Origin of the sequence: Enterobacter sp. EC_50 (genome assembly GCF_019584525.1) — a bacterium.
Classification (GTDB): Bacteria; Pseudomonadota; Gammaproteobacteria; order Enterobacterales; family Enterobacteriaceae; genus Enterobacter; species Enterobacter roggenkampii.
Map to the genome: position 1 here is coordinate 310,563 of NZ_VDAF01000001.1, position 13,601 is coordinate 324,163.

The following is a 13,601-nucleotide window of genomic DNA, read 5'->3' on the forward strand; positions in this document are numbered from 1 at the left end:
GATGCTATGAATTCCCGACAACAACTCATTTTGCAGATGGTCATCGATCAGGGACGCGTAAGCGTAGTCGATCTCGCTAAAACCACTGGCGTTTCTGAAGTCACCATCCGTCAGGATCTTAATCTGCTGGAAAAACAGAGCTACCTGCGTCGCGCGCACGGCTATGCGGTCCCGCTGGACAGTGATGACGTTGAGACGCGCATGATGAACAACTACGCGCTCAAACGTGAACTGGCGGAATTTGCTGCGTCCCTGGTGAACAACGGCGAGACCGTCTTTATTGAAAACGGCAGCAGTAATGCCCTTCTGGCGCGAACGCTTGCCGATCAAAAAGACGTTACCATTATCACCGTCAGCAGCTATATCGCGCATTTACTTAAAGAGACGCGCTGCGAGGTGATTCTGCTGGGCGGCATCTATCAGAAAAAAAGTGAAAGCATGGTTGGCCCGCTGACCCGTCAGTACGTCCAGCAGGTTCATTTCAGTAAGGCCTTTATCGGGATTGACGGCTGGCAGCCGGAGACAGGCTTTACCGGCCGGGATATGATGCGCTCTGACGTGGTGAATGCCGTACTGGAAAAAGAGTGCGAAGCCATTGTGCTCACCGACAGCTCTAAATTTGGTGCCGTTCACCCTTACACGATGGGTCCCGCTTCACGCTTTAGCCGCGTGATTACCGATGACCGTTTGAGCGAAGCGCATCGCAATAAACTCGAAGAGAGCGGTTTGATCGTCAATATTATTAAAGCCAGCGCCTGATTTCCCTCCGCGCCCGTATTTCGGGCGCACACGTCTTTCTCTGAGATGATTCTTAACCCTGCTTTAAGAGTTTTTACCTGTTTAACCTGCCCTAAAGTCGTAAAATTACTATTAGCGATATAACAGGAAGTGACTATCACCTGCGTGATGAAGTAACGCCTGCGCGACCAGCTTTCACGGGGAAAAGAATTAAGTATTCGATTAGTCTATACTTAACGTGTACATCTTTCCGTGAATCGATAATTCAGGAGAAAGTATTATGACCTTAACCAGCAAAAAATTAGCCGCCGCTGTTCTGGCAATCACTGTCGCTATGTCCCTGAGCGCATGCTCTAACTGGTCTAAACGTGACCGTAACACCGCGATTGGTGCCGGTGCCGGCGCTCTCGGTGGTGCAGTATTAACGGATGGTAGTACGCTGGGTACATTAGGTGGCGCTGCTGTCGGTGGTATTATCGGTCACCAGGTTGGCAAATAACTATTATCTAAGCCTTCCTCGATATTGCGATATTTAAACGCATTTCAGGTCTGACATACGCACGTATATAACACGAGCCACGGCATTTGTCGTGGCTCATTTATTTTAGCCGCCTGCCAGTTTGACTTTCATTCCTTTGGCTTCGAGCAGTGATTTAATTAAATCACGTTTATCACCCTGGATTTCGATAATGCCGTCCTTCACGGCCCCGCCGCATCCACATTTCTTTTTCAGTTCGGCAGCCAGCTTTGTCAGTTCAGCATCATCCAGATCAATACCGGAAATAAGGCAGACCCCTTTCCCCTTACGTCCGCTGGTCTGACGCTGAATGCGCACGATACCGTCCCCCTTCGGACGTTCCACTTTGGCTTTCGGTTCGTCGATACGCCCGCTCTCGGTTGAGTAGACCAGACGGCTGTTGGAATCGGTCATTATGCCCCCTTGTTCAGCGATGCGTTGATAGCCTTAAGCGTCTCTGCCGGGTTTGCAGACTGCGTAACCGGACGTCCAATGACCATATAGTCAACGCCCGCCGCCAGCGCCTGCTCAGGCGTCATGATGCGACGCTGATCGCCCACGTCGCTGCCCGCAGGACGGATCCCCGGCGTAACGAGTTTAAAATCCTGGCCCAGCGCTGATTTGAAACGTACCGCTTCCTGCGCGGAGCAGACTACGCCATCCAGGCCGCACTGCTGCGTCAGACGCGCGAGACGTTCGGCATGTTCCGCAGGTGACAACGTCACGCCAAGGTCGCGTAAATCATTTTCGTCCATACTGGTCAGCACGGTGACGGCGATAAGCAGCGGCGCGTCGTTACCGAACGGCAGGAGCGCCTCACGGGCAGCGGTCATCATTCTTGCCCCACCCGACGCATGGACGTTGACCATCCATACGCCCAGCTCGGCGGCTGCAGCAACGGCGTGGGCCGTGGTGTTCGGAATATCATGGAATTTGAGGTCGAGGAAAACGTCAAAGCCGCGCTGTTGCAGATCGCGAACGATTTGCGGTCCAAACAGCGTGAACATCTCTTTGCCAACTTTCAGGCGGCAATCGCGAGGGTCGATACCGTCGACAAACGCCAGTGCAGCGTCACGCTTATTGTAATCAAGCGCAACAACAACAGGAGAATCCGTAATTACGCGGGAAGTGGAGGATGTAACAGACGTCATGACCAGCCCTTTTCGTCTATGGGCGCGCAGCGGCGCGGAACAGATAAACGGCCAGCATTCTACCTGCCGACGCCGCAAATTGACAGAATCCATTTATCTGCCTGCCAGGCCGGCAAACCGCACGGTGCTCAGAAAGCGTTAAATACCATCAGTATGTTGTAACTAAAATGAAGGCTTTTAAAAAATTACTGCCCGTCCAGGCCGCGGATGGGCTTGATGGTGGACCAGGCCCGGCAGGACGGACAATGCCAGTAGAGCGTGTAGGCGGTAAAACCACACTTCTGGCAACGGTAGCGCGGTTTGCTGCGCACCTGCTCGCCAACCATGTCGCGCAGCACCATCAGGCTCTCTTTCGCGCGCCCTTCTTCCGCATCGTTCAGGTGGTAATCCATCAGCTTATGGAAGACCCGCATGGTCGGATGACGCTGAAGCTGTCGGGTGATATAGACCTGCGCGGTGTCGCCCCCCTCATACTGCTCAACAACGTCAGCAAGCATCAGTTCCGCGGTTGCGCCGGTATTCTCTTCCACGCAGCGACGCAGAAATGCCACCCACTCTTCCCGCTTGTCCAGCTGTTGATAGCAGGTTTGCAGCATTTCCAGCGTTTCACTGACCAGCTCTTTGTCCTGGTCGATAACCCGCAGCAGGCTTTCAACGGCTTTGGCGTAGTCGCCATTCGCCATAAAAACGCGCCCCATCATGATGGAGATACGGGCGCTGTTGCGGTCCGCGGCGGCACCTTTCTTCAGCAGCGCCATGGCTTTGTCCATGTCGTCATTGCCCATCTGCTGAAGGGCAAGCTCACAGTAGAAATGGGCGATCTCAACGCGCTGCTTATCTTTACCCAGCTTCACCAGACGTTCAGCCGTATCAATGGCTTTCTGCCAGTCGCTGGTGGCCTGATAAATCTGCAGGAGCTGCTGCAGCGCGCCGATGCGGAAATCTGTTTCATCCACCAGCTGCGCAAACATATCTTCCGCGCGATCGTACAGCCCCGCAGCCATGTAATCTCGTCCCAACTGCTGTACGGCCAGCAGTCGTTGATCGTAGGTCAGCGAGGCGCTTTCCATCAGGGTCTGGTGAATACGAATGGCGCGGTCAACCTCGCCGCGCGAGCGGAACAGGTTCCCCAGGGTAAGATGGGCTTCAACGGTCCCCGTATCCTCTTTCAGCATGTCGAGGAACAGGTCTACCGCTTTGTCCTGCTGATTGCTCAGGAGGAAGTTCACCCCCGCAACGTAGTCGCGGGAGAGCCGGTTGGCCTCATCCTGTTTTGTTTGTTGCGCACTTCTGCGGCCCATATACCAGCCATAGGCTGCGGCGACAGGCAAAAGCAGAAACAACAACTCCAGCATCGTCGATTATTCCTTCACGACCGGCACGCCAGAGCTTTCCGGCATGTCGGACGCAGGCGCAATGTGATGTTCGAGTCGTTTGATTTTACGTTCAGCGCGCGCAAGCGAAACACGGACTTTTAACCAGAACAAACCGCAAACCAGCCAGCCAATGGCAAAGCCTGCAGCAAATAAGACCGCGAGCAGGCTCGACACGCGATACTCGCCCTGAGCCAGCAGATAGTTAAACGTCACCTGCTGATCGTTTTGTGCACCCAATGTGACTGAAATGACAAAAATCGCCAATACCAGTAAGAAAATGAGTAAATATTTCACATTACTTCCCGTTATGTGGTTCAAGCGAATAAAGTATGTTCAACTTACCGCAATCAGCCTTATAAACTACCATTTTAGTGACGGGCGCGAAATGGAAAAAGTGACGCGCCAGTCATGGATCTATGGGCAAAATGCGCAATATCAACCTTCAGGCGTCCGTTTGGTCCCTTTCGGCTATTTCTTCTTTCTCTTCCGGCGGTGGCGTTAGCGGGCCGCAGAATCGTTCAGCCAGCCAGGTCGCCAGCATCACCAGCATCCACGAGATGAGCGTGGCGACGACCAGGTCCCGTGGCCAGTGCATCCCCAGCAGTAAGCGGCTGCCCATCACTCCCGTCGCCCAGACCAGTAAAATCACGATGGTGACCGTTCGACGTCTAGGCCAAAGCAGCCCAACCCCCAGCAGCGCCCAGCTGGCCGCAAACATGGTGTGGCCGGAGGGAAACGCGAACCCGGTCTCTTTCTGCCAGTGTTTACGCAAGAATTTCGGGATATCCTGCTGTTCCGCAAGCTGTTCTTTCACCAGTGCGCCACGATCTTTACGCTTTAAAGTGTAGAACTCATCCACCGGAACATGGTGCGTTTTTTCCAGCCAGACGACAAAAGGACGCGGCTCCTGAACGCGATCTTTCACCCAGGATTTTACGCCCTGACCGATAAGGATAGCGCCGCCGAGGATCGCAAAGAGCATTAGCGCCGCGCGCAGACGAAAGCGCAGGCACCACAGAAACCAGGCGCACAGGAGGACGTGGGTGATAATTCCCCAGGGCTGGGTGACCGTTTCCGTAATCCAGTATAACGTTTTCAGCCACGTGGCGTTCTGACCGGGCTGCCACATCCACCCTGAAAGCCATACGGCCAAAGGCATAATCAGTAAAATGGCCGCACCTGCTGCCGTACGTCTGGCGATTGAATGCATGTCTTCTCCTTTTTGCTAAGCGTCACAATCATAACTGAAATTTGTTCGCTGGGTGGAGATGTCGGATCGTGCTTTTAACGGTCATATCGCATGGTGCCCATTAGGCGAACCTGCTGAGCTTGTGGCAAAATAAACTGATACAGAAAGCAAAACAGGGCACAGGCACGAAACGTGTCAGCCTACTCTGGAGAATCACATGCAGCTTAAACGTGTGGCAGAAGCCAAACTGCCAACCCCATGGGGCGATTTCATGATGGTGGGTTTTGAAGAACTGGCAACCGGACAGGATCATGTCGCATTGGTGTATGGCGACATTTCAGGGCAGACGCCGGTGCTGTCCCGCGTCCATTCAGAGTGTCTCACCGGCGACGCGCTGTTTAGCCTGCGCTGTGATTGCGGTTTCCAGCTGGAAGCGGCCCTTTCTCACATTGCTGAAGAAGGCCGCGGCGTGCTGCTTTATCACCGTCAGGAAGGGCGTAACATTGGTTTGCTGAATAAAATTCGCGCCTACGCGCTTCAGGACCAGGGCTACGATACGGTTGAAGCCAACCATCAGCTCGGTTTTGCCGCTGACGAACGTGATTTCACCTTATGCGCCGATATGTTCAAGCTGCTGGGCGTAGACGAAGTTCGTCTGCTGACCAATAACCCGAAAAAAGTGGAAATCCTGACCGAAGCCGGGATCAACATCGTTGAACGTGTACCGCTGATTGTCGGCCGTAACCCGAAAAATGCCCACTACCTTGATACCAAAGCCGCCAAAATGGGCCATCTGCTGAAAGAGTGATATAAAAAGCCCGGCAGGCGTGCCGGGCTCGTTTCATCAATCCAGCATCTTACGAATCACGTAATGTAAAATGCCGTCGTTCTGGTAGTAGGTCAGCTCGGTTGCCGTGTCAATACGGCACCGACAATCCAGCACCTCGGTTTTCCCGTCTGCCCGCGTTAACGTTACCGGCACCGTTTTACCCGGCTGCAGGTTTTGCAGGCCGCTAATATCAATCTGCTCTTCCCCGGTCAGGCCCAGCGTTTTACGCGTCACGCCCTGCGGGAACTCAAGCGGCAGGATCCCCATGCCGATCAGATTCGAACGGTGAATACGTTCGAACGATTCGGCGATGACCACCCGAACGCCAAGCAGGCGCGGGCCTTTCGCCGCCCAGTCGCGGCTGGAGCCGGAACCGTACTCTTTCCCGGCAATCACCGCCAGCGGCGTCCCTTCCTGTTGGTATTTGACCGCCGCATCATAAATCGACACGACTTCCGTCCCCGGCAGATGGCGCGTCATGCCCCCTTCCACGCCCGGCACCATTTCGTTACGAATGCGGATGTTGGCAAAGGTCCCGCGCATCATGACTTCATGGTTACCGCGGCGCGAGCCGTAGGAGTTAAAATCGCGGCGTTCGACACCCCGACTTTGCAGGTAACGGCCTGCCGGGCTATCGGCTTTGATGCTCCCCGCCGGAGAGATATGATCCGTCGTGACAGAATCCCCCAGCATGGCCAGGATACGCGCGCCATGGATATCCTTAAGCGGCGCCGGCTCGGCCAGCATCTCATCAAAGAACGGCGACAGACGAATATAGGTCGAGTCATCCTGCCAGCCATAGGTATCCGAACCTGCAACATTGATGGCTTTCCATTCCGGCGTGCCTTCAAAGACTTCCGCGTACTCTTTGCGGAACATCTCGGTAGAGACCTTCTCAACGGCCAGCGCGATTTCACGTGAAGAAGGCCAAATATCTTTCAGATAGACAGGATCATTCTTACGATCGTGACCAATCGGATCGGTCACCAGGTTGATATTCATGTTCCCTGCGAGAGCGTATGCCACCACCAGCGGCGGCGAAGCAAGCCAGTTGGTTTTTACCAGCGGGTGAATGCGCCCTTCAAAGTTTCGGTTACCGGAAAGAACGGCGCCGACCGTCAGGTCACCCTGCTTGATCGCCGTTTCGATGGGTTCAGGCAGTGGCCCGGAGTTACCAATACAGGTCGTACAGCCGTAGCCCACGAGGTTAAAGCCCAGCTCGTCCAGGTACGGCGTCAGTTTGGCCTGAGCCAGGTAATCCGACACCACTTTGGAGCCCGGTGCCAGCGAGGCCTTAACCCACGGTTGAGGTTTTAGCCCAAGCTCTACCGCTTTCTTAGCCAGCAGACCGGCCGCCATTAATACGCTGGGGTTGGACGTGTTGGTGCAGGAGGTAATCGCGGCAATCACAACCGCGCCGTCCGGAAGCTGATACTGATGTCCGTTCAGAACATAGTCGACGGGACGATGGTCTTTCTGCGCCACGTTCACTTCAAGGGCATTGCTGTCGGCAAACGCTTTCGGCACGTCTGTCAGCGCAACCCTGTCCTGCGGGCGTTTCGGCCCCGCGAGGCTCGCTTCGACGCTTCCCATATCGAGTTCAAGCGTGCTGGTGAAAACAGGCTCATCGCCCGGATTGCGCCACATGCCCTGCGCTTTGGTATACGCTTCCACCAGCGCGACCTGCTCTTCGCTGCGGCCGCTGAGGCGCATGTACTCCAGCGTGACGTCGTCAATGGGGAAAAAGCCGCAGGTGGCACCGTATTCCGGCGCCATATTGGCAATGGTGGCGCGGTCGGCCAGCGGCAGCGAATCCAGTCCGTCACCGTAGAATTCGACAAACTTGCCTACCACGCCATGCTTGCGCAGCATCTGGGTGACGGTCAGCACCAGGTCGGTGGCGGTAATGCCTTCAGACAGTTTTCCGGTCAGCTTGAAGCCCACCACATCCGGAATAAGCATGGATACCGGCTGGCCGAGCATGGCGGCTTCCGCTTCAATACCGCCGACGCCCCAGCCCAGCACGCCCAGACCGTTAATCATGGTGGTATGGGAGTCCGTACCCACCAGCGTGTCCGGATAGGCGACCCACTCTTTATCCTGCAATTCGCTCCAGACGGCTTTACCCAGATATTCAAGGTTTACCTGGTGACAAATGCCGGTGCCTGGCGGGACCACGCTAAACCGGCTGAACGCCTGCTGTCCCCACTTCAGGAAGACGTAGCGCTCGTGGTTACGCTCCATCTCGAGACGAACGTTTTCACCAAAGGCATCGTCATCACCGAAGTGGTCAACGGTCACGGAGTGGTCAATGACGAGGTCAACGGGGGAAAGCGGGTTAACCTTTGCCGTATCTCCGCCGAGACGCTTCACGGCTTCGCGCATCGCGGCTAAATCAACCACGGCCGGAACACCGGTAAAGTCCTGCATCAGCACCCTTGCCGGGCGGTAGGCGATTTCTCTGTCGGCATGGGCCTTCTCAAGCCACCCTGCCAGCGCCTGGATATCATCGAGCGTGACGGATTCACCGTCCTGCCAGCGCAAGAGATTTTCAAGTAAAACTTTCAAGGACTTGGGTAAACGCGAAATGTCCCCAAGCGTTCTGGCAGCCAGCGGCAGGCTGTAGTAATGCCAGGTTTTATTTTCTGCCTGTAATGTGTCCTTACTGGCTTCGCGTAGGGTTAACGACATAAGCTCCTCCTTAATCACAGAGATGTCCCGACAATCATCAGGGCTGTAATTAAAGATAACACAAAGATGTCGTAACGTTTTGATAACAACCCAAATTGATAAATTTCGGATTGGTCCACAAGGGGGAAACAAAAAACCCCGCCGTAGCGAGGTTTTACAATTTAGTGGAGCGCCAGCCAGATGAGCTGACTCCAGAACAGAATCGACACGGTAAAAACGCCGATCCACGACCAGTATTTGTGAGACGTCATGTTATTCATCATAGGGACACCAGGCATTATTTATAAAAATTCCGAGGTTGTTCCTCAGTGCTATATTGCTGATGTGTATTTATTAAAGAGTACAAAAGTGCAGAGTCGATATTCAGACTATTTGCATCATTACGCAATAAACTAAATTATTGTTTTTTGGGTTCGTCTTCTGCGAACACATCAATAAACGCTTGCTGCTGCGGCGTCAGTTTCCAGGACGCAGGTACAACAGTTGCAGGTGCTTTACGCCCTCTGTGGCCGTTGTCACGATGCTGACACATCTGTTTTACCGAAGCGGTACGTACCGTCACTGCCATATTTAACCCCAATATCTCCAGGCCAGGAGAGCAACAGCCACCCAAAACAAGGCGGAGACGAGAAAGACCGCCAGCCAGGCTTTACGCTTGAGCGCAGGATCCCTTTGCGGTTCTTCACTTCCTGAAGGCATTGCTAACCTCATACAATCGACATCGCTTATCATTTAGGACCAAACAATTGGTACAATTAATCATCTGTTGAGATAAATCCTAAAGAAACTTTAGCCGAAAAGCCAGTGAATTTACGCACCGGGAGGTATGAAATATTCAATCTTTTGACCAGAAATAAATTATTGAAAAGAAAAATTTGCGGAGGCGTAAATTAGTTTCTACTTTTGTCGCCAATTCACGACATTAAAACCTTACAAAGCAAATGGCTAATGACATTATATGGCAGGGAAAGCAGATGATGATAATTCTAATTTAGCTTTGAGGCGTTATTTCGGTATCTTTCCCTGGGGGAAAGATACCGGGTGTGATTATTTTTCGGGGAGTTTGATGTCTTTAAACATCTCTTCAATATCTTCATTTGAGCGTAATGCCACGGCGGTATCCACCACGTCACGCGTTAAATGAGGGGCAAAGCGCTGAATAAAATCATACATATAGCTGCGCAGGAAGGTGCTGCGGCGGAACCCAATTTTTGTGGTGCTATGGCTGAAAACGTCGTGCGCATCAAGACGCACCAGGTCAGGGTCTGACACCGGATCGACCGCCATGCTGGCGATGACGCCCACGCCCAATCCAAGCCGGACATAGGTCTTAATCACGTCGGCATCGGTCGCGGTAAAGACAATGCGCGGCGTTAACCCTGCCCGGTTAAATGCCGTATCAAGCTCGGACCGGCCGGTAAAGCCAAACGTATAGGTCACCAGAGGATACTGGGCCAACTCTTCGATAGTGACCGACCCTTTACCCGCCAGGGGGTGATCGGGGGTCACCACAATAGAACGGTTCCAGTGGTAGCACGGGAGCATCACCAGATCGTCATACAGGTGAAGCGCTTCGGTGGCGATGGCAAAGTCTGCATTCCCCTTAGAGACGGCTTCAGCGATTTGCGTTGGCGAGCCCTGGTGCATATGCAACGAGACGCGAGGATAACGCTCGATAAAGCCTTTGATCACGCCTGGCAGCGCATAGCGCGCCTGAGTATGCGTCGTGGCAATATACAGCGAGCCTTTATCCGGCCAGGTATGCTCCCCCGCCACAGACTTGATCGCATCGACTTTAGAGAGGACTTCACGCGCAATGCGGATGATTTCCTGCCCTGCAGGCGTCACCTGAGTGAGATGCTTACCGCTGCGGGCGAAGATCTGAATGCCTAACTCATCCTCCAGCATACGAACTTGTTTGCTGATGCCCGGTTGCGAGGTATATAGCCCCTCGGCGGTAGAAGAGACGTTAAGGTTATGATTCACCACCTCAACGATATAACGAAGCTGCTGTAATTTCATGCCAGACCATCCGATTTAGCGCATGCGGTCAATCGCTTAAGACGATTTAATAATAAGAAACAGGTTAACTATAACCACTATATCATTTATAGCCTGACTGTATAGTACGGAACAAAAAATAATAACAAGGCAATAAAAAAGGGCCGGAAATCCGGCCCTTTTACAGGTAAGTTACGGTAAGGGAAGATTATTTCTTGCCTTCAACCCATTTGCCATCGACAAAGAAAGCTGACCATCCGGTCGCTTTACCCTCTTTCTCGGCCGCAACATACTGCTGCTTGGTTTTACGGCTAAACCGTACCACGGTTTTGTTGCCTTCCGGATCCTGCTGTGGCGCATCGGCCAGATAGCGCAGTTTCTCAGGCAGACGATCGCGGAAGCGATGCAGTTCTTCCACCAGCGGCGCGCGCGTTTCACGCGATTTCGGGAAGGTGTTGGCGGCCAGGAAGACACCCGCAGCGCCGTCACGCAGCACGAAGTACGCGTCGGATTTCTCGCACGGCAGTTCTGGCAGCGGAACCGGATCTTCCTTCGGCGGGGCCACTTCACCGTTACGCAGAATTTTGCGCGTGTTTTTACATTCGTCGTTGGTGCAGGCCATGTACTTACCGAAACGTCCCATTTTCAGGTGCATTTCAGAACCACACTTCTCGCACTCCACAATCGGGCCGTCATAGCCTTTAATGCGGAACTCGCCCTCTTCGATCTCATACCCGTCACACGTTGGGTTATTACCACACACGTGCAGCTTGCGTTTTGGATCGATCAGGTAGCTGTCCATTGCCGTGCCGCATTTTTTGCAGCGGCGCTTGGCACGCAGAGCGTTCGTTTCCGCATCATCACCTTCCAGCACGTTGAGAACTTCGTTCTCCGGCACCAGGTTGATGGTGGTTTTGCAGCGCTCTTTTGGCGACAGCGCATAGCCGGAGCAGCCCAGGAACACGCCCGTGGTGGCAGTACGGATCCCCATCTTGCGGCCACAGGTTGGGCAGTCGATGCTGGTCAGTACCATCTGATTAGGCAGCATGCCGCCCTCTTCAGGGTCTTTCTCCGCCTTTTCAAGCTGGTCGGTGAAATCGCTGAAGAAGCTGTCGAGGACCTTTTTCCATTCCGCCTGGTGGCTGGCAACCTGGTCGAGACTGTCTTCCATTTGCGCGGTGAAATCGTAGTTCATCAGCTCGCGGAAGTTGGCTTCCAGACGATCGGTGACGATCTCACCCATTTTTTCCGCATAGAAACGACGGTTTTCAACACGGACGTAACCGCGATCCTGAATCGTCGAGATAATTGACGCGTAGGTCGACGGACGGCCAATACCGCGTTTTTCCAGCTCTTTTACCAGAGATGCTTCACTGAAGCGTGCCGGTGGCTTGGTGAAGTGCTGAGCCGGGATCAGCTCAACCAGAGACAGTTCATCACCTTTGTTCACCGCAGGCAGCGTTCGGTCTTCATCACCTTTACGCAGCGCAGGCATCACTTTTGTCCAGCCGTCGAAACGCAGAATACGACCGCGCGCCTTGAGACGGAAATCACCCGCGCCAACGGTCAGCGTGGTGGAGTCGTACTGGGCTGGGGTCATCTGGCACGCCACGAACTGACGCCAGATCAGCTGATACAGCTTCTGCGCGTCGGCTTCCATATCTTTCAGCGATTCAGCCAGCACAGAGACGTCAGAAGGACGAATCGCTTCGTGCGCTTCCTGAGAATTCTCTTTGCTGGCGAACTGGTTAGCGCTTTCCGGCAGGTATTTCTTACCGAAGTTGTCGCTGATGTAGCCACGCACCATGTTGACCGCGTCCTGACTCAGGTTAGTTGAGTCGGTACGCATGTAGGTGATGTAACCTGCTTCATACAAGCGCTGGGCCATCATCATGGTCTTCTTCACTCCGTAACCCAGACGGGTGCTCGCCGCCTGTTGCAGGGTGGAGGTGATAAACGGCGCACCAGGCTTGCTGCTGGTCGGCTTGTCTTCACGTTCCAGCACCTGATAGCGTGCCTTTTCCAGCAGCGCCACGGCGGCCATGGTCTGGTCGCGGTTTTCCGGGCGGAAAGGCTTATCGTTCTGGTGGCTTACCTGCAGCGGCAGAGCGTCACCGCCCGGCGTGGTCACATTGGCATCGACTTCCCAGAACTCTTCCGGCACGAAGGCTTTAATTTCGCGCTCGCGCTCAACGACCAGACGCACGGCGACGGATTGCACACGACCTGCGGACAGGCCACGGGCAATCTTTTTCCATAGCAGTGGAGAAACCATGTAGCCCACAACGCGGTCCATAAAGCGACGCGCCTGCTGGGCGTTAACACGGTCGATGTTTAGCTCGCCCGGCTTCTCAAACGCCTGACGAATCGCATTCTTCGTAATTTCGTTAAACACTACGCGGCTGTAGCGTTTGTCATCACCCCCGATCACTTCCCGCAGGTGCCACGCAATGGCTTCCCCTTCGCGGTCAAGGTCGGTTGCGAGATAGATGTGGTCTGCTTTTTCAGCCAGCTGCTTCAGCTCGTTAACGACTTTTTCTTTCCCTGGAAGCACTTCATATTGTGCATCCCAGTTATGCCATGGGTTAACACCCATGCGGTTGACAAGCGCGCTACGTTCATCCTTTTTAGGCTTTTTAGCCCCTTTGGTGGAGGTAGAGTCTGCGCTCTTTTTGCTGGCTGAGCCACTGGTCGGCAAATCGCGGATATGACCAACGCTGGACTTAACCACGTAGTCATTACCCAGATACTTATTGATCGTTTTGGCTTTTGCCGGGGACTCAACGATGACGAGAGCTTTACCCATATTCACCTTTACCTAATTTAATTCTTCCAGGAATACGCCGCACGTTGATTTCCCTTCCGCTGACGACGAGCCAATGATATTGCGACTGCGTCAGGAGATATCAACCCCTTTGTCTTACCGGGCGTTAAAGAAAAGACGCCCAGGTGATTGAGTTCTCGGGTATTTTTCTCACATCTCGTGTAATTCGTGACGAATTCCCGGTTGAATGTCAAGCAATTCTGTTGCCAGAATGACGAAAGCGCACACTCTACCTGATAAAATTCGTTACGCAACTTTATTAGCATGCAAAAGCAAATCCTGCCA

The 13,601-nt window shown here is 53.7% G+C and carries 14 protein-coding genes; 3 read left to right on the forward strand and 11 right to left on the reverse strand.

The genetic code is table 11. The features are described from left to right. Positions 1-6: 6 nt before the first annotated feature. Positions 7-759, forward strand: coding sequence for a DNA-binding transcriptional regulator YciT (locus tag FHC48_RS01415; RefSeq protein ID WP_021240295.1), 753 nt, complete (start codon positions 7-9; stop codon positions 757-759). 259 nt (positions 760-1,018) lie between these two features. After that, positions 1,019-1,237, forward strand: a complete 219-nt coding sequence (osmB, locus tag FHC48_RS01420; protein WP_008501216.1) for an osmotically-inducible lipoprotein OsmB — start codon at positions 1,019-1,021, stop codon at positions 1,235-1,237. A 105-nt stretch (positions 1,238-1,342) separates the two neighbouring features. Here osmB and yciH read toward each other — a convergent pair whose 3' ends face one another. The 5 genes from yciH to pgpB form a co-directional block, all read right to left on the reverse strand. Next, positions 1,343-1,669: a stress response translation initiation inhibitor YciH gene (gene yciH / locus FHC48_RS01425; protein ID WP_023344329.1), complete on the reverse strand. Its 327-nt coding sequence runs from the start codon at positions 1,667-1,669 to the stop codon at positions 1,343-1,345. After that, positions 1,669-2,406, reverse strand: a complete 738-nt coding sequence (gene pyrF, locus FHC48_RS01430; RefSeq protein WP_025913077.1) for an orotidine-5'-phosphate decarboxylase — start codon at positions 2,404-2,406, stop codon at positions 1,669-1,671. The genes yciH and pyrF overlap by 1 nt, the downstream gene beginning before the upstream one ends. 185 nt (positions 2,407-2,591) lie before the next feature. Next, positions 2,592-3,761: a lipopolysaccharide assembly protein LapB gene (lapB, locus tag FHC48_RS01435; protein ID WP_023617208.1), complete on the reverse strand. Its 1,170-nt coding sequence runs from the start codon at positions 3,759-3,761 to the stop codon at positions 2,592-2,594. Positions 3,762-3,767: 6 nt separating this feature from the next. Continuing rightward, positions 3,768-4,076, reverse strand: coding sequence for a LapA family protein (locus FHC48_RS01440; protein ID WP_008501212.1), 309 nt, complete (start codon positions 4,074-4,076; stop codon positions 3,768-3,770). Positions 4,077-4,224: 148 nt separating this feature from the next. Beyond that, the gene (gene pgpB / locus FHC48_RS01445) at positions 4,225-4,992 is read right to left on the reverse strand and encodes a phosphatidylglycerophosphatase B (protein WP_021240298.1); all 768 of its coding nucleotides are present in this window, start codon (positions 4,990-4,992) and stop codon (positions 4,225-4,227) included. Between the two features lie 196 nt (positions 4,993-5,188). Here pgpB and ribA point away from each other — a divergent pair, with 196 nt between their 5' ends. Beyond that, complete coding sequence (gene ribA / locus FHC48_RS01450; RefSeq protein ID WP_059365097.1) at positions 5,189-5,779, forward strand: GTP cyclohydrolase II; 591 nt, start codon at positions 5,189-5,191, stop codon at positions 5,777-5,779. Positions 5,780-5,815: 36 nt separating this feature from the next. Here ribA and acnA read toward each other — a convergent pair whose 3' ends face one another. The 6 genes from acnA to topA form a co-directional block, all read right to left on the reverse strand. Further along, positions 5,816-8,491 (reverse strand): aconitate hydratase AcnA, encoded by a 2,676-nt coding sequence (gene acnA, locus FHC48_RS01455; RefSeq protein ID WP_023327633.1) that lies wholly within the window; start codon positions 8,489-8,491, stop codon positions 5,816-5,818. Between the two features lie 161 nt (positions 8,492-8,652). Next, a complete protein-coding gene (gene ymiC, locus FHC48_RS23430; protein ID WP_032623144.1) occupies positions 8,653-8,751 on the reverse strand; it encodes a small membrane protein YmiC in 99 nt (32 codons plus the stop codon). Between the two features lie 137 nt (positions 8,752-8,888). After that, the gene (locus FHC48_RS01460) at positions 8,889-9,059 is read right to left on the reverse strand and encodes a hypothetical protein (protein WP_021240301.1); all 171 of its coding nucleotides are present in this window, start codon (positions 9,057-9,059) and stop codon (positions 8,889-8,891) included. Positions 9,060-9,061: 2 nt separating this feature from the next. Next, the gene (locus FHC48_RS01465; RefSeq protein ID WP_213374860.1) at positions 9,062-9,202 is read right to left on the reverse strand and encodes a YmiA family putative membrane protein; all 141 of its coding nucleotides are present in this window, start codon (positions 9,200-9,202) and stop codon (positions 9,062-9,064) included. Between the two features lie 336 nt (positions 9,203-9,538). Further along, positions 9,539-10,513 (reverse strand): HTH-type transcriptional regulator CysB, encoded by a 975-nt coding sequence (gene cysB / locus FHC48_RS01470; protein ID WP_008502814.1) that lies wholly within the window; start codon positions 10,511-10,513, stop codon positions 9,539-9,541. 187 nt (positions 10,514-10,700) lie between these two features. Further along, a complete protein-coding gene (topA, locus tag FHC48_RS01475) occupies positions 10,701-13,298 on the reverse strand; it encodes a type I DNA topoisomerase (RefSeq protein ID WP_059365098.1) in 2,598 nt (865 codons plus the stop codon). Positions 13,299-13,601: the final 303 nt, after the last annotated feature.